This window comes from Longimicrobium sp., from assembly GCF_036399255.1.
GTDB lineage: Bacteria > Gemmatimonadota > Gemmatimonadetes > Longimicrobiales > Longimicrobiaceae > Longimicrobium.
The window spans coordinates 15,004-39,269 of the sequence record NZ_DASWNM010000141.1; the positions used below are offsets into that span (position 1 = coordinate 15,004).

At 69.9% G+C, this 24,266-nt stretch carries 20 protein-coding genes; 11 read left to right on the forward strand and 9 right to left on the reverse strand.

Features of this window, described 5'->3' with window-relative positions; all coding sequences use genetic code 11:
- Positions 1-531: 531 nt before the first annotated feature.
- The 4 genes from VGC13_RS26450 (at position 532) to VGC13_RS26465 (ending at position 5,484) form a co-directional block, all read left to right on the forward strand.
- Positions 532-1,317, forward strand: coding sequence for a hypothetical protein (locus VGC13_RS26450; protein WP_331128325.1), 786 nt, complete (start codon positions 532-534; stop codon positions 1,315-1,317).
- The gene (locus VGC13_RS26455) at positions 1,314-4,241 is read left to right on the forward strand and encodes a glutamate-cysteine ligase family protein (protein ID WP_331128326.1); all 2,928 of its coding nucleotides are present in this window, start codon (positions 1,314-1,316) and stop codon (positions 4,239-4,241) included. The genes VGC13_RS26450 and VGC13_RS26455 overlap by 4 nt, the downstream gene beginning before the upstream one ends.
- Before the next feature lie 112 nt (positions 4,242-4,353).
- Entirely contained in the window at positions 4,354-4,608 is a 255-nt protein-coding gene (locus VGC13_RS26460) for a hypothetical protein (protein ID WP_331128327.1), read from the forward strand.
- A 297-nt stretch (positions 4,609-4,905) separates the two neighbouring features.
- Positions 4,906-5,484 (forward strand): carboxymuconolactone decarboxylase family protein, encoded by a 579-nt coding sequence (locus VGC13_RS26465; protein ID WP_331128328.1) that lies wholly within the window; start codon positions 4,906-4,908, stop codon positions 5,482-5,484.
- Between the two features lie 449 nt (positions 5,485-5,933).
- Here VGC13_RS26465 and VGC13_RS26470 read toward each other — a convergent pair whose 3' ends face one another.
- The gene (locus tag VGC13_RS26470; protein WP_331128329.1) at positions 5,934-6,545 is read right to left on the reverse strand and encodes a NifU family protein; all 612 of its coding nucleotides are present in this window, start codon (positions 6,543-6,545) and stop codon (positions 5,934-5,936) included.
- A gap of 189 nt (positions 6,546-6,734) precedes the next feature.
- Between VGC13_RS26470 and VGC13_RS26475 the strand changes: the two genes are divergently transcribed.
- Both VGC13_RS26475 and VGC13_RS26480 read left to right on the forward strand, forming a co-directional pair.
- A complete protein-coding gene (locus VGC13_RS26475; protein ID WP_331128330.1) occupies positions 6,735-7,157 on the forward strand; it encodes an SCP2 sterol-binding domain-containing protein in 423 nt (140 codons plus the stop codon).
- 70 nt (positions 7,158-7,227) lie between these two features.
- The gene (locus VGC13_RS26480; RefSeq protein ID WP_331128331.1) at positions 7,228-8,127 is read left to right on the forward strand and encodes a R2-like ligand-binding oxidase; all 900 of its coding nucleotides are present in this window, start codon (positions 7,228-7,230) and stop codon (positions 8,125-8,127) included.
- 198 nt (positions 8,128-8,325) lie between these two features.
- Here the strand turns inward: VGC13_RS26480 and VGC13_RS26485 are convergent, their stop codons facing one another.
- Positions 8,326-8,580: a hypothetical protein gene (locus tag VGC13_RS26485; protein WP_331128332.1), complete on the reverse strand. Its 255-nt coding sequence runs from the start codon at positions 8,578-8,580 to the stop codon at positions 8,326-8,328.
- A gap of 251 nt (positions 8,581-8,831) precedes the next feature.
- Between VGC13_RS26485 and corA the strand changes: the two genes are divergently transcribed.
- Positions 8,832-9,944 (forward strand): magnesium/cobalt transporter CorA, encoded by a 1,113-nt coding sequence (gene corA / locus VGC13_RS26490; RefSeq protein WP_331128333.1) that lies wholly within the window; start codon positions 8,832-8,834, stop codon positions 9,942-9,944.
- A 611-nt stretch (positions 9,945-10,555) separates the two neighbouring features.
- Here the strand turns inward: corA and VGC13_RS26495 are convergent.
- Both VGC13_RS26495 and VGC13_RS26500 read right to left on the reverse strand, forming a co-directional pair.
- Positions 10,556-12,352: an ABC transporter ATP-binding protein gene (locus tag VGC13_RS26495; protein WP_331128334.1), complete on the reverse strand. Its 1,797-nt coding sequence runs from the start codon at positions 12,350-12,352 to the stop codon at positions 10,556-10,558.
- Between the two features lie 416 nt (positions 12,353-12,768).
- Positions 12,769-13,053 (reverse strand): hypothetical protein, encoded by a 285-nt coding sequence (locus VGC13_RS26500; protein ID WP_331128335.1) that lies wholly within the window; start codon positions 13,051-13,053, stop codon positions 12,769-12,771.
- A 23-nt stretch (positions 13,054-13,076) separates the two neighbouring features.
- Between VGC13_RS26500 and VGC13_RS26505 the strand changes: the two genes are divergently transcribed.
- Entirely contained in the window at positions 13,077-14,243 is a 1,167-nt protein-coding gene (locus VGC13_RS26505; protein ID WP_331128336.1) for an ABC transporter substrate-binding protein, read from the forward strand.
- On the forward strand, positions 14,240-15,985 hold the full coding sequence (locus tag VGC13_RS26510; RefSeq protein WP_331128337.1) for a HAMP domain-containing methyl-accepting chemotaxis protein: 1,746 nt from the start codon (positions 14,240-14,242) through the stop codon (positions 15,983-15,985). Before VGC13_RS26505 ends, VGC13_RS26510 begins: the two co-directional genes overlap by 4 nt.
- Positions 15,986-16,402: 417 nt before the next feature.
- Here the strand turns inward: VGC13_RS26510 and VGC13_RS26515 are convergent, their stop codons facing one another.
- The gene (locus tag VGC13_RS26515) at positions 16,403-17,077 is read right to left on the reverse strand and encodes a hypothetical protein (RefSeq protein ID WP_331128338.1); all 675 of its coding nucleotides are present in this window, start codon (positions 17,075-17,077) and stop codon (positions 16,403-16,405) included.
- A 40-nt stretch (positions 17,078-17,117) separates the two neighbouring features.
- Entirely contained in the window at positions 17,118-17,492 is a 375-nt protein-coding gene (locus VGC13_RS26520) for a hypothetical protein (RefSeq protein ID WP_331128339.1), read from the reverse strand.
- A gap of 394 nt (positions 17,493-17,886) precedes the next feature.
- Between VGC13_RS26520 and VGC13_RS26525 the strand changes: the two genes are divergently transcribed.
- Together VGC13_RS26525 and VGC13_RS26530 are read left to right on the forward strand one after the other, a co-directional pair.
- A complete protein-coding gene (locus VGC13_RS26525) occupies positions 17,887-19,671 on the forward strand; it encodes an ATP-binding protein (RefSeq protein WP_331128340.1) in 1,785 nt (594 codons plus the stop codon).
- Between the two features lie 497 nt (positions 19,672-20,168).
- On the forward strand, positions 20,169-20,828 hold the full coding sequence (locus VGC13_RS26530) for a class I SAM-dependent methyltransferase (protein ID WP_331128341.1): 660 nt from the start codon (positions 20,169-20,171) through the stop codon (positions 20,826-20,828).
- A 191-nt stretch (positions 20,829-21,019) separates the two neighbouring features.
- On the opposite strand, the gene VGC13_RS26535 is transcribed toward VGC13_RS26530, so the two are convergent.
- From VGC13_RS26535 to VGC13_RS26545, 3 genes are all read right to left on the reverse strand, one after another.
- Complete coding sequence (locus tag VGC13_RS26535) at positions 21,020-21,928, reverse strand: MlaD family protein (protein ID WP_331128342.1); 909 nt, start codon at positions 21,926-21,928, stop codon at positions 21,020-21,022.
- 79 nt (positions 21,929-22,007) lie between these two features.
- A complete protein-coding gene (locus VGC13_RS26540; protein ID WP_331128343.1) occupies positions 22,008-22,784 on the reverse strand; it encodes an ABC transporter ATP-binding protein in 777 nt (258 codons plus the stop codon).
- 13 nt (positions 22,785-22,797) lie between these two features.
- The gene (locus tag VGC13_RS26545; RefSeq protein ID WP_331128344.1) at positions 22,798-23,658 is read right to left on the reverse strand and encodes an ABC transporter permease; all 861 of its coding nucleotides are present in this window, start codon (positions 23,656-23,658) and stop codon (positions 22,798-22,800) included.
- Between the last annotated feature and the right edge of the window lie 608 nt (positions 23,659-24,266).

The following is a 24,266-nucleotide window of genomic DNA, read 5'->3' on the forward strand; positions in this document are numbered from 1 at the left end:
TCCGGTCCGGAAGGTCTGGCGCGATCCGTCTCGTTCTCGGCGAGAACATTCCGTATACACCTACTATGGTGTAAACGGTTCCAATCTGCAACACTCTTGATACTAGGCGCAAAATGTGCGCCATGGTTACGCCGTTCACGCTCCCGGCTCCGGCGCGTGCTCGCGGGCGTCCAGAGACCGCTTTCACGCCCTGTCCCCTTGCCGCCGTTCCTGTACGCTTGCAGGACACCGTGCGGATTCAAAACGCTGGGAACACCCGCGGGGAGAACGAGGCCGGCGCCGTCCAGTCCGTCATCCCGGGCCCGCGGAAGCGCTCCGGCCTCCCACGCGGGGGAACGCGGGAGGCTGCGACAACGTTGTCTGGATTTGAGCCGCTAACAACGTAGCACCCCGGGCAAGCCCCCGCGCAAGTCCCTGCCCCGCGCGGGCAATCACCCGGCGCGTTCCGGACGGGGGCGGCACGGCGGTTGCTCGGGTCCCGCCGCGGCGGCCCGTCGTGCGGCCGCGGATCGGGAAAATTTGCTGGAGACGATGACGGAGACGACTGGAGCGGTCCACGCGCCGCCGGACGACCGGCAGGAGCAGGAGGACCGCTTTGCGCACGAGCTGCGCGTACAGCACTTCCTGCAGCCGGACGACGTGACCTGCGGGCCCACCTGCCTGCGCAAGGTCTACGACTTCTACGGGCTCAGCGTGGGCGCCGACGAGGTGCTGGGCGAGATCGACCGCAACGAGGACGGGGGCACGCTGGCCGTGTTCCTGGGCATCGCCGGGCTTCGGCGCGGCTTCGGCGCGCGCATCTACTCGTACGACCTGCGCATCTTCGACCCCACCTGGCACGGGCTGCCGCGCGAGGCGCTGGCCGAAAAGATCCACGCGCGCTTTCCCTTTCTCCCCGACTCCACGCGGCTGCGGGCGGCGCGGGCGTACCTGGACTTCCTGGAGATGGGGGGTGAGCTGGCCTTCGACGACCTGTCGCCGGGGCTGCTGCGCTCCATCCTGGACCGCGGCCACCCGGTGCTGGCCGGGCTGAGCGCCACCTACCTGTACGGCTACGCGCGCGAGCGGCATCTGGACGACGACCGGCTGGTGGAGGACGACGTGGCCGGCGAGCCCACGGGCCACTTCGTGGTCATCGTGGGCTACGAGCACTGGGGGCGCCGCTTCTCGGTGCGCGACCCCTCGCGGCACGTCCCCGTCTCGCCCGACGGGCGGCAGGTGGTGGACGGGCAGCGCCTCATCAACTCCATCCTGCTGGGCGACGTGACGTACGACGCGGTTCTGCTGGAGCTGTGGCCGCGGGAGGCCGCCGCGTGAGCCGCACCCGCGTGGTCGCCGTCGTCTCGTACCCCGCGGACGCCCGCGGCTTTCCGGCGGGGCTCGCCGTCACGGCCGACCAGTACATCCAGGGGGTGGAGGGATGCACGGGGGCGGGCGCGGTGGTGGTGAACCTGTGCCGCTCGTGGAAGTACGGCAGCAAGGGCTACTACGTCTCGCTGCTGGCGGACGCGCGCGGGCAGCACCCCATCCCCGGCGTGGACGTGAGCGAGGCGTTCGGCGACGCCTACGCGCTGTTCCGCGCGCTGCAGGAGGCGGGCGTTGCCACGGTGGACCCGGAGGAGATGCGCGCCCGCCGCCGCGCCGCCCGCGCGTCGGCCGCGGACGACGAGGAGGAAGACGACGCGCCGCGCGGGCTTCCCGTTCCCATCGTCCGCGTGCAGGAGGGGGGCGAGTGGAGCTGCCGGCCGGCGCGGGAGGACGAGGCGGCGGAGACGCTCGTCTTCCTTGGCAGCGCGGCGGACACGCGCTTTCGCGCCACGGCGCTGGCCGTGTACCGCGAGTGGCCGGCGCCCGTGCTGCGCCTGCAGCTGGTGCGCGAGGACGACGAGTGGAAGGTGACCGCCATCGTGCCCGTGCCGCCGCACCGGCTGGCGGACGAGGACCGGCGGCGGCTGTGCGAGACGCTGGCGGACGAGAAGCGGATCGTGCGCCGGGGCAAGGAGGCGCCGCGGGAGGAGCGGCGCGCGTCCATCGCGGTGCTGGTGGATCCGGACGACGTCTTCAGCCCCAGCAGCCCCGAGACGCTGGACCGGCTGGAGCGCATCGCGCAGCGGATGAACGTGCACGTGCGGCGCATCGGGCTCGACGAGCTGCACCGGCTGCCGGAGTACGACGCGCTGTTCATCCGCGCCCTGACCGGCGTCAGCGAGCCCGCATTCCAGTTCGCGCTGCGGGCCGAGGCGCTGGGAATGCCGGTGGTGGACGACTCGCAGTCCATCATCCGCTGCGGCAACAAGGTGTTCCTGGACGAGCTGCTGCGCCGCGAGGGGATCCGCATGCCGCGCTCGCGCATCGTCACCCGGCAGACGCCGTGGGAGGAGGTGGCGTCGCTGGGGCTGCCGCTGGTCATCAAGCTTCCCGACGGATCCTTCTCGGCCGCGGTGCACAAGGTGGCGTCGCGGGAGGAGTTCCGCCGCCGGGCGGAGGAGATGTTCCGCCGCTCGCCGCTGGTGATCGCGCAGGAGTTTTTGCCCACGGACTTCGACTGGCGCATCACGGTCTTGGGCGGGCGGCTGCTCTTCGCCTGCCGCTACCACATGGCGCGCGGCCACTGGCAGGTGCGCGCCGAATCCGCCGCCGGGCACGAGCGCTACGGCCGCGTCGAGGCGGTGCCGCGCGACACGGCGCCGCGGGCGGTGGTCGAGACGGCGCTGCGGGCGGCGCGGCTCATCGGCGACGGGCTGTACGGGGTGGACCTCAAGGAGACGCCGGAGGGGCCGGTGGTCATCGAGGTGAACGACAACCCCAACCTGGACGTGGGCTATGATGACGCCGCGGACGGCACGGCGATCTACCAGGACGTGGTGGAGTTCTTTCTGAAGCGCATCGAGCAGGCGCCGGCCCGGGACGCGCCGGCGGAGGACAAGCCGGACGCGCCGCTGCTGGAGCGCGCCCGCAAGCCGATCCCCGCCGGCCGGTCGTCCGGCGGGGACCGGCACTACCGGCCGTTCCAGGTGGCGGGGATGGAGCTGGAGTACCCCACGGTGGACCGCGACCTGAACGTGGTGTCGCTGGTGGAGCCGGCGTTCCGCATCCTGGCGGGGCGGGGAACGTCGGACGTGGACCTGGGGGCGGTGGGGTTCAGCAACGAGATCGCGGACCACGTGTTCGAGATCAAGACGCAGGCGCCCGTCCGCAGCCTGGCCGACGCGGAGCGGATGCTGGCGGAGGGGATCCAGCGCTTCAGCGCGGTGCTGCACGCGGAGTTCGGCGCGCGGCTCATGCCCACGGGAATGCACCCCTGGTTCAACCCGAAGAAGGGAAAGCTGTGGACGCGCTCGGGGCTGCGCATCTACACCACCTACGCGCGGCTCTTCGACGTGCGCACGCACGGGTGGATGAACGTGCACGCGGCGCACCTGAACCTGCCCATGGGGCGCGAGGTGGACGCGATCGCCATGCACACGGCGGCCGCGCTTCTCATCCCCTACCTTCCCGCGCTGGCCGCCAGCTCGCCGATGTACGACGGCGAGCTGCAGCCGGCGGTGGACGGGCGGCTGGCGTGGATCCTGGAGCACCAGGCGCGCATCCCGGAATCGTGCGGACAGCTGGTGCCGGAGTACGTGGACAGCTTTGGCGACTACAGGAAGCGCATCCTGGCGCCGATGTACCGGGCGCTGGACCGGCTGCCGGACACGGGCGCCATCCGCCACGAGTTCTTCAACACCCGCGGCGCCATCCTGCGCTTTGCGCGGCGCGCCATGGAGGTGCGGGTGCTGGACACGCAGGAGTGCGTAAAGATGGACGTGGCCATCGCCGTCTTCGTCCGCGCGGCGCTCAGGCACCTGGCGGCGCGGGTGGCGGCGGGGCGGGTGGCGCTGCCGGATCACGCGGTGCTGGTGGCCGACTTCCGCGCCTGCATCCGCGACGGGAGCGCGGCGCGGGTGGCGGCGCCGCACCTGGAGGTGGACCGGGACGGCGACGGCGCGGCGGACGCGCGGGGGGCGCTGCGCTCGCTGCTGGCCGCGGCGCGCAGGACGGTGCGCAAGGACGAGGCGGCGTACCTGGACCTGGTGGCGCGGATGATCGAGACGGGAACGCTGTCGGAGCGCATCCGCGCCGAGATGGCCCCGTACGCCCAGGCCGACGACGAGACCTTTACCGAGGCGGCGCGGCGCATCTACATCGAGCTGATCGACTGCCTTGAGGCCAACGAGCCGTGGGCCCGGCGCGGCCTGTGAGCGGGGAACGGATGTTGTAAGTGCTTGTCGGGGCGGTGGTTGGGGATAGCTGACTGGCACGCTCTCTGCATAGGCGGCGCCCTTCGGAATCGTTCCCGAAGGAGTCAGGGACATGGCACTACGCAACTTTACCGATTCGCAGGGACAGGTGTGGCGGGTGTGGAACGTGGTTCCGCAGTACGCCTCGTCCCGTGACGAAGACGCGATGACGCCGGGGCTGCAGGGCGGCTGGCTGTGCTTCGAGAACAGTGGAGAAAAGCGGCGGCTGTCTCCGATCCCGGCGGAGTGGGAGAACGCGGCGGCCGATGCGCTGGAAGGATGGCTCCACGCGGCGTCCGCCGTGACGCAGCGGGCGATGATGAGCTGAGGCGGGGCGGGCGGGGGAAGTTGGGGGGAAGAAACACGGGGTGGGGCGGGGAGGGGTGAGCGGGGTGTGGGCTTCGGCTCGCGCCCCGCGCTTCTTTTGGTGCGGAAGTGCGGAAGTGCGTGAGTGCGGAAGTGCGTGAGTGCGGAAGTGGTACGGACGTTCGGACGCTGGACGGATCCGCCGTGCCTGACGTACCCTGCACTTTCGCACTTTCGCACTTTCGCACTTTCGCACTTTCGCACTTTCGCACTTTCGCACTTTCGCACTCACGCACTCACGCACTCACGCACTTCCCCCATGCCCCGCATCACACCGCTTTCCGGAAACCGCGCCGGACTCCTGGGCCGGCTGATGAACGCCGCGGCGCGCTGGCGCGAGGGCAGGGACTTTACGCCCCTGCAGATCGTGGCGCACAGTCCGCCGATGCTGCTGCCGTACGTGCAGATGTCGGCGTTCTCGCAGGGGCGCACGCTGCTCTCGCCGCAGGTGCGCGCGCTGGCCATGCACCTGGCGGCGCACCTGAACGGATGCGCGTGGTGCATGGATTACGGAGAGCACCTGGGCACCCGGGCTGGTGTGCCGGCGCAGAAGCTGTCGAACGTGCACGCGTACGCCGCGGACCCGGCGTTCAGCCCGGCGGACCGCGCCGCGCTGGCGTTCGCGGAAGAGATGACGATGGTGGGCGGCCGCGTGACCGACGAGACCTTCGCGGAGCTTCGCCGGCACTTCAGCGAGCGCGAAGTGGTGGAACTGACGCTGGCTGTCGCGGCGGAGAACTTCTTCAACCGGATGAACGCGGCGCTGGGCGTCGAAGAACAGGGCTTCTGCGCACTGCCAGGCTCGCGTGCCCCGGCGGGAGCGGCGGACGGCGCTTGATACGGACGGAATCCAGAAAAAGCCCCGCGTACGATCGGTGTGCTGCTCACCTCGGGCCGCGGAGTGGGTGGATGGTTCACCAGATCGCGCATCAGGTGGTGTGGACGGCCTGTGCCGGTGCGCTGCGGAGGTCATCCGGCGATCCGCATGCCTTCCCGAAAAAACGCGGATGGCCCCCTGCCGCATTCCATCTCCTTCCCGTTCCCGAAAGCCGACGCCGGCTCGTGCCTCGTCGACAGGCGCGCCATGCCTCCGCTCACCACGGATCAGCGCTTCGGAGGGTCGCAGAGGAAACGGCACGAGAAAACTCTGCTGACTCTGCTGACTCTGTGTGAGGCCTGTTCTTTTGCGGAATCGGCGGGATGACGATCTGCCGCCGGAGTGAAACGGAAAGAGGGCGGCGGCAGCCGGCCGTCGCCCTCCTCGTTTCCGTATCCGGGTGATGCGGATCAGTAGTACGGGTTCACGCCGGCGTCGTGGTCCGTAAGGTCCACGATGTCGCGCACCTCGGGGATCTCTTCGCGCACCATGCGGTCGATGCCCTGCCGCAGCGTGAGCGCCGACGCGGCGCACCCCTGGCAGCCGCCGGTCATCCGCACGTAGATCACGTCGTCGGCCACGTCCACCAGCTCCACCGCGCCGCCGTGCGCCGCGATGCGCGGGTTCACCAGCTCGTCGAACACCGCCTGCACGCGCTCCGCCAGCGGCCCGGAAAGGCCGGCGCCGCCGGTGGAGGTCACCGGCGAGGCGGGGCGGCTGGGGCGCGGCGTCTCCACGCGAAAGCCGCCGTCGGCGTCGGACCACGAGATGGTGGCGCCGCTCAGCAGGGTGCTGGTGTCCAGGTTCAGCAGAACGCGGATGCCGTCCAGGTTGATGGCGATCTCCGTTTTCTGCTTGTCCTCGCGCTCCACCAGCGAGATGGCGTACTCGCGGTCCATGGGGCTGCGGGCCTCGCCGTCGGGGCCGGTGGCCAGGGCAATGCGCAGCGCGGGGTCGCGCACCGCGCCGGCATCCACCAGGGACTGGATCTTGGCGCGGGCCTCGTCGGTCAGCTGAATCATCGTCAGGTCTTCGTGTTCCGTCCGTCGGGGCGGCGGTCGCCCCGCGTGCGCATACACTCTCCCCGCGATGCGGTTCGCGCAATGGCCGCCGGCCTCCGATCATCCCATCCCACCTTTCGCCGCTCCGCCCGACGCTGTACCCTGCATCTTCCCAATCCCGCAACCAGGAAGAACCAGACGGAGGGGCGGATGGAGGTGTTCACGGAGGAGTGGTGCGCGGCCTGCTGCGATCGGCTGAACCAGCGCGAGAGCTATCGCCTGGCCGCCGCCGGGTGGGAAGGCGCGGCGGTGCTGCTGATGTCGGCGGACCCGGAGCAGGGCGTGGACGAGGACCGCGCGGTGTGGCTGGACATTCACCACGGCCAGTGCCGGAGCGCGCGGGTCGCCACGGAGGAGGACCTGGAAACCGCGCCCTACGTCTTCCGCGCAGACCCCGCGCAGTGGAAGCGCCTGCTGGCGAACGAGATGGACCCCGTCAGCGCGGTGATGCAGGGCAAGCTGAAGCTTTCGCGCGGCAACCTGTTCACGCTGGCCAAGTACGCCCCCGCCGCGCGCGAGATGGTGCTGGCCGCCGGCGAGGTGGGCGGCACCTTTCCGTCCGCCGCCGAGTGATCCGATTCACGCACTCACGCACTCACGCACTCACGCACTCACGCACTCACGCACTCACGCACTTCCCCCAATGCCGCAGACCTACCGCTCCACCAGCCCGCAGGGGCTCGACCACCGCTCGCCGCCCATGCGCCTGTGGCACAAGGCCAAGCGGCTGGGCACGTGGGACCCGCGCGACATCGACCTGGCCCGCGACGCGGAGGACTGGCGCGGTCTGGACGAGGAGCAGCGCGACGTGCTGCTGCGGCTAACCGCGCTCTTTCAGGGCGGCGAGGAGTCGGTGACGATGGACCTGCTGCCGCTGATGATGGTGGTGGCGCAGGAGGGGCGGCTGGAGGAGGAGATGTACCTGACCTCGTTCCTGTGGGAAGAGGCCAAGCACGTGGAGGCCTTTCGCCGCTTTCTGGACGAGGTGGCGCACGAGCGCACGGACCTGTCCCGCTTCCACGGCCCGCAGTACCGCCAGCTCTTTGGCGACGAGCTGCCGGCGGCCATGGGGCGGCTGCGCCACGACGCGTCGCCCGCGGCGCAGGCGGCGGCGTCGGTCACCTACAACATGATCGTCGAAGGGGTCCTGGCCGAGACGGGGTACCACGCGTACGACCAGATGCTGCAGCGAAACGGCATCATGCCCGGGATGCAGCAGGTGATCGGGCACCTGCGCCGCGACGAGGCGCGGCACATCGCCTACGGCGTCTACCTGCTCTCGCGCCTGGTGGCGGAGCACGGCGACGACGTGTGGGAGGCGGTGGAGGGGCGGCTGAACGCGCTGCTGCCGCTGGCGATGGGGATCGTGGCCGAGGTGTTCGAGCCCTACCCCGTCCCCCCGTTCGGGCTGAAGCTGGAGGACTTCGGGGACTTTGCCCTGTCGCAGTTCGGCAAGCGGCTGGCGCGGCTGGAAAAGGCCCGCGGGCAGACGCTGGACCAGGTGCTGGGCACGGCGCTGGAGACGGAGGAGGCGGGGGTGTGACCCCGGACGTGCGCGCGCGCCGGACGGACCGCGAGGGGCCCGCGCGCACGTCCGGAGAGCCTTGTGCCGAATCCGGGAAACAGCACCTTCATGGGTACAGGGGAACGGAGTCGGACAGAGGACCCGCATGAGGTTCGGACTCGCTTTCCCTGTCTGACTCCGTTCCCCTGTACGATGATTCTGTTTCAGGATCCGGGATTACCGGCAGTTGTTGCAGGTGTGGTCACAGGTGTCGCAGGTGAACTGCGGCGGGCAGGTCATGTAGCAGCTGGGGGCCTCCCACGTCCACGTGCAGCCGGTATCACAGCTGTGGCCCTGGCAGGTCCCCGCGCAGCTGCAGTCGGTAAAGGCGGTGTACTGCCGGGCGAAGACGGTGCCGGCCTCCCGCGCCGCGCCGGCCGTCGCGAACGAGGTGACCGTCAGCTGCTCGGGGTTCAGCTTCATCTTCTTCATGTCGCCCTCCGGATGAGGTGGTGGGTGGAGCCCCGCGGTCCGTCCCGCGAACACGTCCCGCTCCGGGGCCAGGGCGGCTCCCGGAGCGGAGGAAGCAACGTATCCAGACAACTCGCAGCATTCTCGATGCCACGCCATGCCCCTCCACACCGGGCCGCACGCCTGCCTCCCCTGTCCCATGCAGCGCCTGAGGCGCCGGACCATGCCATGAGCGCGAGCACGGATTCGCGACGGGAGCCGGACGCTTGAAGGTGAACCGCAGGGACCTGTTCCGCCTGCCTTTTCTGCAGGCCGCCACGCCGCTGGAGCCCGTCCACCGGCGCCCGCTTCCCGCGCCCGGGTCCGAGCCCGGCGTGCTGGTGTCCGAGCCCGGCGCCGTGCCGCCCTCCATGACGGTGATGGCGTACGGCCCGCACGAGATCACCGAGGCGCCGGTGGACGACCTGGGGCTGCTGCGGAACATGCGCGGCAAGTGGCCGGTGGTGTGGGTAAACGTCAACGGCGTGGCCCACGCGCCCACGCTGCAGGCCATCGGCGACATCTTTGGCCTGCACCGGCTGGCGCTGGAGGACCTGGGCGACGTGCGGCAGCGGGCCAAGGTCGAGGCGTACGGCGAAGACCACCTGTTCGTCCTGGTGCGGATGGCGCGGCTGGCGCCGGAGCTGGACCTGGAGCAGGTGGGCGTGTTCCTGGGGCGCGACTTCGTCGTCACCTTCCAGGAGCGGCCGGGCGACGTGCTGGACCCGCTGCGCCAGCGCATTCGCGCCAGCCGCGGCCGGGTGCGGCAGAACGGGCCGGACTACCTGGCGTACTCGGTGATCGACACCATCGTCGACCACTACTTTCCCGTGGCCGAGGCGTACGCGGACCGGCTGGACGCGCTGGAGGACGAGATCGTAGACCGCCCGTCGCGCGACGTGATGACGCGGCTGCACGCGGTGAAGCGCGAGCTGATGTCGCTGCGGCGCGCCGTCTGGCCCATGCGCGACGCGCTGAACCACATCGTGCGCGAGCCGGGGCCGTTCGTCACGGAGCAGTCGGTGGTCTACTTTCGCGACACGGCGGACCACTGCTTCCAGGTACTGGACCTGGTGGAGACGTACCGCGACCTGGGCTCGTCGCTCACGGACCTGTACCTGAGCAACGTGAGCAACCGCATGAACGAGATCATGAAGGTGCTCACCGTGTTCGCGGCCATCTTCATCCCCCTGGGCTTCATCACCGGCGTGTACGGGATGGACGTGGAGCACCCCCGCCGCGCCTGGTGGTGGGACCTGCCCTTCGTGTTCACGCTGATGGGCGTGACGGCCCTGCTGCTGCTGGCGTGGTTCGCGCGAAAGGGGTGGCTGGATAAGGAGGGGTGAGGGTGAAGGGGTGAAGGGGTGAAGGGGTGAAGGGGTGAAGGGGTGAAGGGGTGAACGGGTGAACGGGTGAACGGGCGCGGTGAGTCCCGTCACAGGAGCGGGTAAACTCGTTGCGGGGACAGCGAGAAGCCCCGTCTCGGCTCGCTTGCGCTCGCCGAGCGGGGCTTCGACTGCGGGAACGCGCAGGAGGTTTTTGGCCGACGTTTATACCTCTCCTGCGTGGCAAAACTGCTGGGAGATGGGAGGTCGCCGAGTGGTCGGTGACGGTGCGGGCGACGTCGCCGCTGGGTTCCCAACGCGCGAAACGTCACCAGCAGCAGACGGTAGATTCCTCGGCCGCGCGCCAGGCCTCGCGTGGAGGGCGGTTCCGCGCGGCGCTCCCTCGGAATGACACTCCGGGGTGTCTGGCGATCCCTGGCGGGCTGCCGCGTCCGCCGTTCCGGTTGCGGACGTGCGGTGCGCGGGGACGCCGCACGCGCCCGGGCCGCCGAGTCCGGGCAGGCGGAGGTTGCGCCTTTCCCGCGGCGAATTCATTCGCTCCGGAGGCGGACGTGCGCCGATCCGTCCGTGGTTATCGAAGGCCGATTGCGCCGGGGCTGGGACTCCGGGGTCTACGCGGCGTCGGCGGGGGCGCTGCGGACGAACTGGAGTTCGTGCAGGCGCGCGTACAGGCCGCCGCGGCGCAGCAGCTCGGCGTGCGTGCCGCGCTCGCGGATCTCGCCGTGGTGCAGCACCAGGATCTGGTCCGCGCTCTGGACGGTGGACAGGCGGTGCGCGATCACCAGCGAGGTGCGGCCGCGCATCAGCTCGTCCAGCGCCTCCTCGATCTGCGCCTCCAGTTCCGAGTCCACCGAGCTGGTGGCTTCGTCCAGCACCAGCACCAGCGGATCGAAGGCCAGCGCCCGCGCAAAGCTCACCAGCTGCCGCTCGCCCACGGACAGCGAGGTGCCGCGCTCCCCCAGCGGCTGCGCGTATCCGCCGGGAAGCCGGTTGATGAACGGCTCCGCGCCTACCCGCCGCGCCGCCTCGCGCACCCGCTCGTCCGAGATGCCGGCCTCGCCCAGGCGGATGTTGCTGGTCACGTCCTCGCTGAACAGAAAGACGTCCTGCAGCACCAGGCTTACCCGGCTGCGCAGCTCGCGCGCCGAGACGCGGCGGATGGGGACGCCGTCGAACAGCACCTCGCCGCGGGTGGCGTCGTAGAAGCGCATCAGCAGCGAGATGATGGTGCTCTTTCCCGCCCCCGTGGCCCCCACGATGGCCACCCGCTCGCCCGGCCGGGCGGTGAAGCTGACCCCCTTGAGCACCCAGTCGTCTTCGTCCCCGTAGCGGAACCACACGTCGCGGAACTCGATCTCGCCGCGCCCCGGCTCCGGCAGCCGCAGGGGATGCGCATCCGCTGGCACGTCGGGCTCGGTGTCCAGCAGCTCGAAGATGCGCTCGGAGGCGGCCATGGCGCCCTGCAGGATGTTGTACTTCTCGGACAAATCCTGGATGGGGCGGAAGAAGCGGCGCGTGTACTGGAGGAAGGCCGCCACCACGCCCACCGTCATGGTCCCCTGCAGCGTGGCGCCGCCGCCGTACCACAGGATGAGGGCCAGGGCCACGGCCGTGAGCACCTCGATGACGGGAAAGAAGAGCGCGTAGTAGGTGATGGAGCGCAGGTGCGCCTCCAGGTGGTCCGCGTTCACCTTCTTGAAGCGCGCCAGCACCGGCTCTTCGCGCCCGAACAGCTGCACCACGCGGATGCCGCTGACGTGCTCCTGCGTAAAGGCGTTGATGCGCGCCAGCCGCACGCGGATGTCGCGATAGGCGCGGCGGATCAATCCCCGGAACAGGAAGGTGGCGACGGCGACGAACGGGAGGACGGTGAAGGTGACCAGCGCCAGCCGCCAGTTCAGCTGCAGCATCATCCCCACGATGAACAGCAGCGTGAACACGTCGCCGAAGATGGTGACCAGCCCGGACGAGAAGGCCTCGTTGAGCTGCTCGACGTCGTTGGTCACCCGCGTCATCAGCCGCCCCACGGGGTTGCGGTCGAAGAAGCGCAGCGAGAGGCGCTGCAGGTGCTCGAACACCTGCACCCGCAGGTCGAACATCACCCGCTGCCCCAGCCAGGCGGTCAGCAGGGTGTGCGCGTACTCGGCCAGAAAGGCCAGGACCAGCGAGCCCACGTACAGCAGCACCAGCCGGCCCAGCAGCCCGGCGTCGCGGGCGGGGAGCGCCCTGTCCAGCGCCACCTTGGTAAGGTACGGCCCGGCAAGCTCCAGCGCCGCGCCGGTGAACAGCAGCACCAGCGACACCCCCACCTGCAGCCGGTAGGGGCCCAGGTAGGAGACCAGCCGGCGCAGCATGCGCGGGTCGGCGCGGGCGTCGGCCTCTTCGTCGTGCGCGCGCGCGTCGCTCACGCGCGGCCCTCCGCGGGAGCGCGCGGGGAGCGGAGTGGAATCCGGATCGGTCGCATGGCGCGGAACGTAGCGGCGGGGCGGCGGACGGGCAACGCGGAACGGCTAAAAATCCACAGCCTCCGCCGTTGTGCCGTCACGAACGGAGCGTGCCTCCCGCAAAGGGCGAAGCAAGGGAAGGTGCACCGTCAACTACGAAGAAGTCCGCGCCCCCGGCGGGCAGCCGGGGGCGCGGAGAGATCATCAGACACGAGCCCGCTTCGGTTTCAAATGCGATGGGGGGCCTGGGTTGGCCAGGCCTATCCAGAGGTACGTTCCGATCCTTCGAAGGTGATTCAGCGTACCACTCCATCCCTTCTGCCACGGCGCCGCATGTCCTGAGCGCCGCTCCCGGATCTCGGTGCCGGCAGCACCTTTGGTCATTGGAGCCTCCCTCGTTCCCTGGCGAGAAGGGCCATACCGATGAGCTTCAGGTATGGGAAAATCGCAGCCTCGATCCCGCGGCCGCGGCCGAGATCTTCCGTGAAGAAGCGTGAAGAAGCTGGTTTCTGCTGCATCGCACCATAAGGCAGGCCGATCCTGTCCGGCGCAAGCCCGGATTTAAACAAAGGAGCGTCCCTCGCGGGTTGGAATCGCCCTTTGTCGTTGACAACTTCTGGACACACGCGTAGCTTGGGCTCCTCCCCGACACGTTTCTGCTCCACCGCTGCTACTCCCCGGTACACGAATGACGTTCGCCGCCCGTGCAGGCCGGCAGCCGCGCCGCGCGCGCGCCGCACTCCTTGCCGCAGGCGCACTGGTGGCCGTGGCCGCCTGCGCCTCCCTGGGCGGCGGCGGCGACGCGCTGGTGCTGGGGCTGGCGGTGCCGCTGACCGACGGCAAAGGCGCGCCCGACGTGTACGGCGTGCGCTCGCGGATGGGCGCCGAGCTGGCCGTGGAGGAGCTGAACGCGGCGGGCGCCTTTGGCGGGCGCACGCTGGCGCTGCGCGTGGTGGACGACAAGGGCAGCCCCACGACCGCCCTGGCCGCGGCCGACTCGCTGGTGAACGACCCGCGCGTGCTGGCCGTGGTGGGGCACGTGTACTCCGGCGCCACCATCGCCGCCGCGCAGAAGTACGACGGCAGCCTCCCCGCCGTGGCCACCAGCGCCACCAGCCCCGAGATCAGCAAGCTGGGCGGATGGATCTTCCGGGTGGCCAGCAGCGACTCGGCCAACGCGGTGGCGCTGGCCGGCGCGGCCCACGGCATGGGGCGGCGCGTGGCGGTGCTGTACTCCAACGACGACTACGGACAGGGGCTGGCCCGCAACTTCGCCAGCGCGCTGCGCGCGGCGGGGGGTGCGGTGGCGGCCATGGACCCCTTCCTGGAAGATACGCCGGACTTTCGCCCGTACCTGCTGCGGATGAAGGCGCGCGGCATCGACCTCGTCTTCGTGGCGGGGCTGCAGGAGCCGGCGGCGCGGGCCATCACCCAGGCGCAGCAGGTGGGGCTGGCGGCGCGCTTCCTGGGCGGCGACGGCATCGAGGGGCTGGCCGGCATGGGCGCGCGCTACGACGGCACCGCCGTGGGCGTGCTGTTTCACGGGCAGATGTCGGACTCGGCGCGCGCCTTCGTGGCGCGCTACCGGGCCAGGTACAAGGAGGACCCCGATTCGCAGTCGGCGCTGGCGTACGACGCGGTGCGGCTGCTGGCCGGGGCGCTGCGGGCGGGGCACCGCGACCCCGCCGCCATCCGCCAGTGGCTGGAGGGGGTGGGCGCCGAGCGGGGCTCGCCGGCGTTCGAGGGCGTGGCGGGAAGAGTGGCTTTCGACCAGAACGGAGATCCGGTGAACAAGCGGTTCACGATGGGAGTGATCCGGGGCGGCGGCATCGTGCTGCCGGAGGCGGCCCGATGAGCGCGCGGTGGAGCCCGCAGGGGCCGCAGGGCGGGGGCGGGTGGTTCGACACCCTGCGCAACCGGCTTCGCGCCGGCGGCGCCGTGATCGTGCTGCTGGTGCTGGTGGGCGCGGCGGTGGCGGTGTGGAGCCTGAACCGCGTGTCGCGCGACACCGAAAAGCGGCTGAACGACCTGCGCCGCAGCAGCGAGATCGGCACGCAGCTGGAGTCGCTGATCCTGAACCAGATCGCGGCGGGCGAGCGGTACCTGGTCACGCCCGACGCGCAGTTCCAGCAGCAGTACGCCGAGTACGGCCGCCGCGCGCACGAGCAGCGGCGCCAGTACAAGGACCTCGAGGACCTGACCACCGCCGAGCAGCAGAAGATCACGGCGCTGGAGCAGACCCACCAGCGCATCGAGGTGGAGTACGCGCTGGCCCACGCGCAGGTCGACGTGGGCGACCGCGACGGTGGCCTGCGCCGCGTGGCCGCCGTGCGCCCGCAGACGCAGCAGCTGGAACAATCCATCCGCGAGATCGGCCAGACGCAGGCCGAGAAGGTGTCCGCCGCCGCCGCCGAAATGCGCCGCGAGACGGTGAACTGGATGCTGCTCCTGATCGTGGTGGCCGTGGTCGCCGCCGTGCTCACGTGGCTGCTCATCAACATCGCCATGCGCTGGTGGATCCAGCGGCCGCTGGACGCGCTGGCGGGGAGCGCCACGGCGCTGGGCGCGGGCGACCTGCGCCAGCGGGCCGACGGCGAGGGGCAGTCCATGACGCGCGAGTTCTCGGCGCTCTCCATGACCTTCGACCAGATGGCGGGGCAACTGCGCACCATCGTGGGCGAAACGGTGGGCACGGCCGAGCGCATCAGCAACTTCGCCTCGGACCTGTCGAGCATCTCGGAAGAGGTGGCGGCGTCCAGCGGCGAGGTGGCCACGGCCATGGTGGGGATCGCCAGCGGCGCCGAAAGCCAGTCGCACGGGCTGCAGGCCACCAAGGACGCGCTGGAAGAGATGGGGCAGCGCTCCACCGAGATCGTCAACGCGTCGCAGATGGTGAGCTCGCTCTCGCAGCAGATTCACCTGGTGGCCGCGCAGAGCCGGGCCGAGGTGGGAAGCGCGCTGCAGCGGCTGCTGGAGATTCGTGGCGTGGTGACGGACAGCGCGGCGCGGGTCACGGAGCTGGAGCAGGCGTCCATCCAGATCGACCGCTTCGTGGAGACCATCACCGCCATCGCCCGGCAGACCAACCTGCTGGCGCTGAACGCGGCCATCGAGGCGGCGCGCGCGGGCGAGCACGGCCGCGGCTTCGCGGTGGTGGCCGAAGAGGTGCGCAAGCTGGCCGAGGGCTCGGCCCGGGCGGCCAACGAGGTGGCGCAGAACGTGTCCGGCATCCGCACCCGCATCGCCGACGTGGTGCAGACCATGTCGCGCGGCACGGAAAAGGTGCAGGACGTGGAGGAGGTGTCGCGCGGCGCCGACAGCGCGCTGGAGCAGATCCTGGCCGCGGTGGACGGGGTGCGCCTGGCCGCCGACCAGGTGGAAGAGGCCGCCGCCCGCAACTCCGCGGCGATGGGCGGCGTGGAGGCCGCGCTGACGGAGGTGTCGGGGACGGCCGAGTCGCACGCCGCCAGCGCCGAGGAGGTCAGCGCCGCCGCCGAAGAGCAGAGCGCCGCCACGCAGGAGATGTCGGCCAGCAGCGCCGAGCTGCTGCACGCCGCCGAGCGCATGCGGGAGCTGGTGAGCGGGTTCCAGACCTGAGGACAAAGTGCGGGAGTGCGGAAGTGCGTGAGTGCGTGAGCAGGTGACGTGATGAGGCCCGCTCCCCGGTTGGGGGGCGGGCCTTTTCGCGTGCGGCGGAGCAGGTCGGGGATCGCGGATCGTCGAAATGGATCGAACTGCGCCCGACGGGGGCCCTCACCCCCCGGCCCCCTCTCCCGCAAGCGGGAGAGGGGGAGAATTCGATCGCGCTTCGAACGGCGCAGGCAAGGGTGGCCAGACCACTGCGTCCTCCCCGGCGACAGCTGCCGACGCAGCGACTACAGCGAAATGGGCGCGGGAGAGAACACTGCGACGTGAGGGGTGTGAGGGTAAACCCACCGTGCGAATGCAACAAATCCCGCCCGGCTCGCTCGCCGGACGGGACTTTGGCTGACTGCGTATCCCCGCCAGAGGAGATCAGGACATGCTTTCGCAAGTCTGGCCCCACCCTTCCCACCAGACGGACCAGGTTTTCCCGCCGTCGTAGGAGATCTCGATCGTCATGTACTCCCACTGGCAGGTCACGCTGCCCGAGCCGCCTGCGTCACCCCCGCCCGCTCCGCCACAATCCATGAGGTACGCATCGGATGGCGCACCCGCTCGATCCGGATCCCTGATGAGCCGAGTCACGGGTTCAGTGCCATCATCCATGACGACCCCCGCCGAAGGGTCGCTGGTCACGTAGTCTTCACCACCCCAGGTTGGCGGGTCCGTACCGCAGGCACTCTGGGTAGATTCTAGCGTGCCGTTGTAGGCAATGGGGTGGTAGTGGTAAGTCCTGTTACTGTTCCACAGCCGCGTCGCGAAGCAGTGGACGAGGATTCGAGCGTTGCGCCATCGTGCTGTTCCGTCCAAGGAGAGCGGGTTCGGGTCCGGCGTGGCAACAAACCAAGCGTAACTGGGACCGCCCATAGCACCGCCGGCGATGTTCCGCCACTCGGTCTCGAATTCCTTTCCGCGGTACACGACCGGTTGGTAGTAGTCGAACCGGGCGCGCAGAGTGCTGGGACAGCTCACGTCTACCTGCGAGGCAGCAGGTGTGGTTGCAGCGGAGAGGCCGATAAGGAGTGCAATCCAGGCTGGTCTTTGCATGGCTGGTTCGCATTGAGGTGGGGCGGATGATGAACTAGCACTAGAAGTCGCTCTCTCCGCGCTTCCGTCGCTCCTGTCGCCGACGCAAGGCGATCTCGCGACCGGGATGAGGCAACCCTCCGTTCTCCAGAAGCTCGTCAGACACATCGTACCACGCAGGGGCCCAGACTTCCTCCAGCACCGCCTGCAACTCTGGCTCTGCCATCTCGAAAAGGTACGCGAAACGCTCGCCCGGCGCCGGATACTGAAACAACTTCAGCATCTCCGCGCGGACGTCACGTCGGACCATTCCGAGCAGCCGCTCGAGAGCGTCGGGGTCCACGTCGGGGACGATCTTCGCGCGGTCCTCGGCGCTGATCCGGAAGTCGTGATCCGGAACTTCCAGGCGCAGCGGCCGCATGTCGGGGGTGGTCATCACGTTCTCTTGCGCGTGTTCACAGCCGCACAACAACGCCGTGCAGCATGCCATCAGGATGCTCCGTCGCAACCACCATGGGGCCCCTCTCATGCAACACCTCCTGCAGGCTCTCTCCTGGGTTATGCCGGCTTGGGATACGGATAAGCACGTAACGAGCTGTCGTCAACGAAATGTTTGTTTCCCATGAAATCGTCCTTGCTGTCATCCCACATGGAGGATTCCGCCCGGCCAGCCATGTAGCAGGAATGTCACGCGTCTGGCGCACTTCTCGCACCGCCGCGGGGGAAAGACGGGCTGGAGCAGGGGGATTTTTCGCAACACGACACACGACGGCCAGTGATCCGCGGGGGGCGCAGTGCGTCCGGAGCGGCGGCCGGACGACCCCGACGCGATGCTCAAGACGGTAGCGCTGCGCTTTGGCGCGGACGACCAGGACACGCCGCTGCGGTTTACGCCGGGCCCCATGACGGTGTTCGTGGGACCCAACAATTCGGGCAAAAGCCTGGCGCTGCGCGAGATCGAGGACTTCATCGACAGCGGCGGCGAGTCGCTGCGCCACATCGTGCGGCGGCTGGAGCTGCTGCTGCCGCCCGACGAGGAAATCGAGGACATGGTCCTTCTGCGCGCCGTGGGCGAGGGCGACGCGGAGGGGACCGTGCGCGTGCTGCGCCTGCGCCACACCGGCGAGGTGTGGCGCCGCCGCGCCACCGACGTGGCCGAGCCCATCGTGGAGCAGGAGCTGGACCTGGAGGCGCTGCTGCAGGCCGCCGCCTACTCGGGCAACCCGTCGGACGAGGACCTGGAGCGCCTGTGCCGCGACTTTCTGGCCCTGTTCACCCTGCGGCTGGACGGGCAGACGCGGCTTACCCTTCTGCAGCCGCAGGCCGCCGGCGACCCCGAGGCGCATCCCACCAACCACCTGGGCGCGCTGTTCCGCGACGACGAGGCCCGCGAGCGCATCCGCGAGATCACGGCGGACGCGCTGGGGCTGTACTTCGTCATCGACCCCACCGAAGGGACGCACTTTCGCGTGCGGATGTCGGACCGCGCGCCCATGGACGACGAGGAAGAGCAGTCCATCAGCGACCGCTCGCGCGCCTTTCACGGTCGTGCCACCGACATCGACCAGATGAGCGACGGCATCCGCGCCTTTACGGGGCTGACGGCGGCGGTGCTGAGCGACGACTACCGCATCATGCTGGTGGACGAGCCCGAGGCCTTTCTGCATCCGCCCCTGGTGCGCAAGCTGGGCAAGCGGCTCACGCAGCTGGCGGCGGAGCGGGGCGCCAACGTGATGGCCGCCACGCACTCGCCCGACTTCGTGATGGGGTGCATTACGTCGGGGCAGGCGGTGAACATCGTCCGGCTTACCTACCGCAAGGGAATTCCCGGTGCGCGGCTGCTTTCGGCCGACAAGCTGGCGACGATGATGCGCGACCCGCTGCTGCGCTCCACGGGGGTGCTGGGCGCCCTGTTCCACGAGGGCGCGGTGGTGTGCGAGGCCGACGCGGACCGCGTGTTCTACGCCGAGGTCAACGAGCGGCTGCTGGCGCACCGGGCGGGCGGGGCCGACGGCGTGGTGTTCCTCAACGCGCAGAACAAGCAGACGGTGCGTCGCATCATTCGCCCATTGCGCGAGATGGGGCTTCCGGCGGCGGCCGTGCTGGACCTGGACCTGCTGAAGGGGCGCGAGGACTTTCGCGACCTGCTGCGCAGCGCCTACGTCCCCGAGGTGTTCTGGGAGCCGTGGGAGGAGCAGCGCCGCCGGCTGCACCAGCAGATCAACAACGCCGACTACAAGGACGGCGGCATTCACCGCCTGAGCGGCGAGGCGCGCGCCCTGGCCGACACGCTGCTGGCCAGCCTGGCGGAGTACGGGGTGTTCCTGGTGCCCTACGGCGAGCTGGAGTGCTGGCTGCCGGAGCTGGAGGTGGGCGGGCACGGGCCCGAGTGGCTTACGCAGGTGTTTGCGCGCATGGGCACGGACCCGCGCGAGCCGGGCTACCAGAAGCCCACGGGCGGCGGGGTGTGGCGCTTCATCCAGCGGCTGGCGGTGTGGGTGGCGGATCCGCGCCGCAAGGGAATGCGCGAGGAGCACGTGCCGCTGGACCACCTGCTTCCGCCGCCGGAGCACGAGGACGAGGCCGAGGACGAGCCGCAGGCGGCGGTGGCTTGAGGGAAGTGCGGGAGTGCGGGAGTGCGTTAGTGCGGGAGTGGCCCGGGTGCCGCGCCCGCACCTTCTTTGCTGCGTGCTCTCGCGGGTGTTGCCAACCCCCGCCGCAACTGACTTCCTGAGGGAGGCGCCGCTCCGCAGCCTGCCTTGCGAGGTGCTCTCGCGCCGACCGAAGGATCTCGCTGGCAGAACTGTGGGGCTGGTTCTCTGCCCAAGAGACTGTCTCTCGCAAGCCGGGAGGAGGTCCTTCGGTCGCGCGCAATCGGTTGTGCGGGTTCTGGGTGCGCGTGGTGCGCTCCCTCAGGAAGTCGGCGCTCCCCTCTATCTGCAGAGGCAAGGCCCGCTTGGGAAGGGCCACACGGAGTCAATGGAGGTTGCTCGCGGCGCCCCTCCGGTTGTCGCGTGCTGGCCTGCGGTTGTTGAACATGGTTGATGAAGGGCGGGGAAGAGGGTAGTAATAGGCATGCGGATGGCGCCCTCCACCTGAACGTCGACGGACCATGGCCGAAACTTCCAGCAGGTCCTACGTCCCCGCGGCGGGAAAGCACTGGCGGCTGCCGTTCTACGACCTGCTGGCGAAGCTGCTGGGCGCGGACGCGGCGCGGGCGCTGTTCGTGGAGCAGGCCGCCTGCCGGGCGGGCGACCGCGTGCTGGAGATCGGGTGCGGGACGGGGAGCCTGCTCCTGCTGGTCAAGAAGAAGCAGCCCGGCGCCGAGGTCGTCGGGCTGGATCCCGATCCCAACGCGCTGGCGATCGCGCAGCGCAAGGCGCGGCGCGCGGGCGTCGCCATCCAGCTGGACCGGGGGTTCGCGGATGAGCTTCCCTATCCCGATGCCTCGTTCGACCGCGTGCTGTCGTCGTTCATGTACCACCACCTGTCGCGCCAGGTAAAGGAGAATACGCTGCGCGAGGTGCGGCGCGTGCTCAAGCCGGGCGGCCGCTTTCACATGGTCGACTTCGCCCCGTCGGGCGCTTCTGGCAAACGCGGCTTTACCGCGCACCTCATCCACGCCGACCGCCACCTGAAGGACAACGCGGAAGACCGCGTCCTCGGCGCCCTGCGCGACGCGGGGTTGGCGGATGCGCAGCTGCTTGCCGCCCGCCCGTCCCGCATCGGAAGCACTGCGTACTACCAGGCCTCCGCTCCTGCAAGCGTGTGAGAATGGTTCCCTGACTGATTTGGCCTCACACAGAGTCAGCAGAGTCAACAGAGGAACTTGCACTCTGCTAACTCTGCTGACTCTGTGTGAGCCCATTCTTTTGCGGATTCTGAAGCATGCGCAAAGGCCCGCCTCCCTCCCCGGGAAGCGGGCCTTTGCCCATCCACTCACGCACTCACGCACTCCCGCCGTCAGAACACGCTGACGTTGATGTACCGGCGCGGGTTCTGGCGGATGTCCGTGGTCAGCTGGTTCAGGCCGGTCACGGCGGCGTTCAGGTTGTTGTACAGCTGGTCGTCGCGCATCAGCTTGCCCAGCGTGCCCTCGCCGCTCTCCATGCGCCCCACCAGCGACGCGATGCTGGTGCTGGCCTGCTGCAGCGACGCGGTCGCCGCGTCCAGGCGCAGGCTCATGCTGTCGGTGCGGGCCAGGGCGCGCGCCAGCTCCGGCTGCGTGGCCGCCCCCTCGATCCCCTGCGCCGAGCGGGTAAGGCTGCCGGTAAGCGCGTTCAGCTGCTGCCGCTGCTCCGCCGCCAGGGTGGTGAGCGCCACCAGCAGCGCCTGCATCTGCTGCGCGCTGGCCCCCACCGCGCCGATGTTCTCGCGCGAAAGCAGGTCCTGCGCGCGCAGCAGCACCGTGTCGGCGTCGGCGCCCAGCGCCTGGGCCGTTTCGCCCAGCTGCTCGGCCGTCTGCGTAAGCGTGGTGGCCTCAGTGCTGGGGAGCAGCGCGCCGTCGGCCGCGCGCTCCTTGCTGTCGCCGGGCACCACCTCGGCCACCATGGACTGCAGCAGCCCGCCGGAGACGATGGAGATGCGCGAGTCCTCGGGCACCATGTACTCCGACTCCAGCTCCATGCTGATGCGCACGCCGCCGGGAGTGATGGTGAAGTCGCGGATGCGGCCGATGTTGACGCCCTTGAGCTGCACCGGGTCGCCCTTGCGAATGCCGCCCGCGCTCTGGACCACCGTCGAGATGTGGTACCGCCCGCGGAAGGTGCCGGGATCGGTGAGGGCGAACAGGGCCACCAGCACGGCCAGCATGCCGACGACGACGAACAGGCCCACCGATACTTCTCGGCGCGGCTGGCGGATCGGAGCCATGGTCCGCAGATCCTCGGGTGAAAGTCGTTTGGGCGGCCCCGCGGGCGCCGCACCGTCTGCGCGCTGAATCATCGGGTTCCTAGGGAGTCTCTGCCATGTCGCTGTCGGGAACGTCGCGCTCCAGGAACGCGCGCACCAGCGCGTCGTCGCTGTCCCGGAACTCGTCGGCCGTGCCCACGAAGCGCACGCGCCCGTGGTCCAGCATGGCCACCCGGTCCGAGATGGGAAGCGTTCCCTCGATGTCGTGCGTCACGATGATGGACGTTACGCCCATCTCCTCGGCCAGCTGGGCGATCAGCCGGTGCACCACGGTGCCGTTCACCGGGTCCAGCCCCGTCACCGGCTCGTCGTACAGCAGGATCTCGGGGCGGCCCACGATGGCCCGCGCGATCCCCACCCGCTTGCGCATGCCGCCCGAAAGCTCGGACGGAAGCTTGGTCAGCACCTTGCGGGGGTCCAGGTTCACGTGCTCCAGCGCGCCGGCCACCTCCGTCATCAGCCGGCGGTGCCCCAGCTCGCGCTGCTCGTCGTCGCTCAGCCCCTGCGCCACGTTCTCGAACACCGACATGCTGTCGAAGAGCGCGGCGTTCTGGAACACGTAGCCCACCTTGCGGCGAATGCGCGCCAGCGTGCGGCGGGTGGCCCGGGCCACCGAGTCGCCGTCCACCACGATGTCGCCCGCGTCGGGGTGAATGAGCCCGATGGTGGTCTTGAGGAGCACGCTCTTCCCCGTGCCCGAGTGCCCCACCACCGAGATGGTCTCGCCACGCGCAATCGAAAGCTGCACCCCCGCCAGGACGGGGTGGTCGAACGCCTTGTAGACGTCCCGGTACTCCACCATCGGCTCGCCGCTCATCCGCGCGTCCTCTCTAGTTGAGCAGCAGCGGGGGGAACAGCGCGTCCAGGATGAGCACGGCCAGCGTCATGGTCACCACCGCGGAGGTGGTGTAGCGCCCCACGCCCTCGGCGCCGCCCCGCGTGGCCAAGCCCATGTGGCTGGCCACCAGCGGAATCACCAGGCCGAACGCGGTGGCCTTGGACAGCGAGTAGAACATGTCCCAGTTGTGCCAGAACAGCTGCGCGCCGTACAGGAACGAGCGGTAGCCCAGCCCCGCCGTGGCCTGCGCCGCCAGCATCCCGGAAAAGACCCCCACCGCGTCGGCCATCCCCGCCAGCAGCGGCACGGCGATGATGCCGGCGATGATGCGCGGCGCCACCAGCGTGCGCACCGGGTCGCGGCCCAGCGACTCCAGGGCGTCGATCTGCTCCGACACCTTCATGGTGCCGATCTCGGCCGTGATGCGCGCGCCCACCCGGCCGATGAGCACCACCGCCGTCATCACCGGCCCCAGCTCCAGGACGATGCTGCTGGTGACCACGCTCCCCAGGATGTACAGGGGCACGCCGCTGGTGAACTGATAGCCGCCCTGCTGCGAGGTCACGATCCCCGCCAGCGTCCCCGTCACCAGGACGATGGGGATGGAGCCCACGCCCATCCAGTAGATCTGGTTGATGAGCTCGCGCAGCGCGATGCGGCCGGTGAACAGGTACACCACCGTGCGCCACAGCAGCGTCGCCATGCCGCCGGCGTGTTCGAAGAACCGCTCCGCCCCGCGCCCCAGGATGGCCAGCCTGCGCTGGGGCCAGGGGCCGCGGCGCGGGGGCGGCGGCAGGTACTTTTCGGCGTCGGTCAGGCCGGAGGTGCCCGGCTCCTCGCGCGTGGTCTGCATCCCCATCCCGGAAGAAGAAAGCCGGCCCGTCTCCGGTCCGGTGTCACCCCGCGCGTGGCGGGGCGCGGCTGATACACCGGTCCGCATACTCCGTTTCCCTCGCGGGGGGAGAGGAAGTCCGGAAACTCCAGGGCCTCGGCGGCGGGCACTGGACTGCGCCCGACGGGGTGCCCCTCCCCCGGCCCCTCCCCGTTCGTTCCTCACGGAGAGGGGAGAATTCGATCCCGCTACGATCATCCTCATCCCGTACGGCACCCGTCACCGCACCGGATGTCCCCTGGAGCGCGGGCGCCGCGGAGCTCGCATCGCGACGCACACGCCCAGCCACATCTTCTTTCCCACATTGTTCGTGGGAAAGCCCGCCGCTCGCGCCCACGCCTCCCCGAGCCACTACGATCCCAGCCTCACCCCAACCTCCCCCAGCAGTTTTGGGGGAGGTGGGCCGGTGGTGCCGGCCCGGAGGGGGCGCCCGCCGCTCGCGCCCATCCCTCCGAACCACCGCGATCCCCGCCTCACCCAACCTCCCCCGGCAGTTTTGGGGGAGGTGCGAGCCTGAGCGAGCGGAGGGGGCGTCGGCGGGCCGCCTCGAATTCAGCCCTACGCCGATT

Excerpts from the sequence above, each read along its gene's own strand:
- VGC13_RS26450 (WP_331128325.1), top strand. The coding sequence starts at position 532 with ATGACGGAGACGACTGGAGCGGTCCACGCGCCGCCGGACGACCGGCAG.
- VGC13_RS26460 (WP_331128327.1), top strand. The coding sequence starts at position 4,354 with ATGGCACTACGCAACTTTACCGATTCGCAGGGACAGGTGTGGCGGGTG.
- VGC13_RS26465 (WP_331128328.1), top strand. The coding sequence starts at position 4,906 with ATGCCCCGCATCACACCGCTTTCCGGAAACCGCGCCGGACTCCTGGGC.
- VGC13_RS26470 (WP_331128329.1), bottom strand. The coding sequence starts at position 6,545 with ATGATTCAGCTGACCGACGAGGCCCGCGCCAAGATCCAGTCCCTGGTG.
- VGC13_RS26475 (WP_331128330.1), top strand. The coding sequence starts at position 6,735 with ATGGAGGTGTTCACGGAGGAGTGGTGCGCGGCCTGCTGCGATCGGCTG.
- VGC13_RS26480 (WP_331128331.1), top strand. The coding sequence starts at position 7,228 with ATGCCGCAGACCTACCGCTCCACCAGCCCGCAGGGGCTCGACCACCGC.
- VGC13_RS26485 (WP_331128332.1), bottom strand. The coding sequence starts at position 8,580 with ATGAAGAAGATGAAGCTGAACCCCGAGCAGCTGACGGTCACCTCGTTC.
- VGC13_RS26505 (WP_331128336.1), top strand. The coding sequence starts at position 13,077 with ATGACGTTCGCCGCCCGTGCAGGCCGGCAGCCGCGCCGCGCGCGCGCC.
- VGC13_RS26510 (WP_331128337.1), top strand. The coding sequence starts at position 14,240 with ATGAGCGCGCGGTGGAGCCCGCAGGGGCCGCAGGGCGGGGGCGGGTGG.
- VGC13_RS26515 (WP_331128338.1), bottom strand. The coding sequence starts at position 17,077 with ATGCAAAGACCAGCCTGGATTGCACTCCTTATCGGCCTCTCCGCTGCA.
- VGC13_RS26520 (WP_331128339.1), bottom strand. The coding sequence starts at position 17,492 with ATGACCACCCCCGACATGCGGCCGCTGCGCCTGGAAGTTCCGGATCAC.
- VGC13_RS26525 (WP_331128340.1), top strand. The coding sequence starts at position 17,887 with ATGCTCAAGACGGTAGCGCTGCGCTTTGGCGCGGACGACCAGGACACG.
- VGC13_RS26530 (WP_331128341.1), top strand. The coding sequence starts at position 20,169 with ATGGCCGAAACTTCCAGCAGGTCCTACGTCCCCGCGGCGGGAAAGCAC.
- VGC13_RS26535 (WP_331128342.1), bottom strand. The coding sequence starts at position 21,928 with ATGGCTCCGATCCGCCAGCCGCGCCGAGAAGTATCGGTGGGCCTGTTC.
- VGC13_RS26540 (WP_331128343.1), bottom strand. The coding sequence starts at position 22,784 with ATGAGCGGCGAGCCGATGGTGGAGTACCGGGACGTCTACAAGGCGTTC.
- VGC13_RS26545 (WP_331128344.1), bottom strand. The coding sequence starts at position 23,658 with ATGCAGACCACGCGCGAGGAGCCGGGCACCTCCGGCCTGACCGACGCC.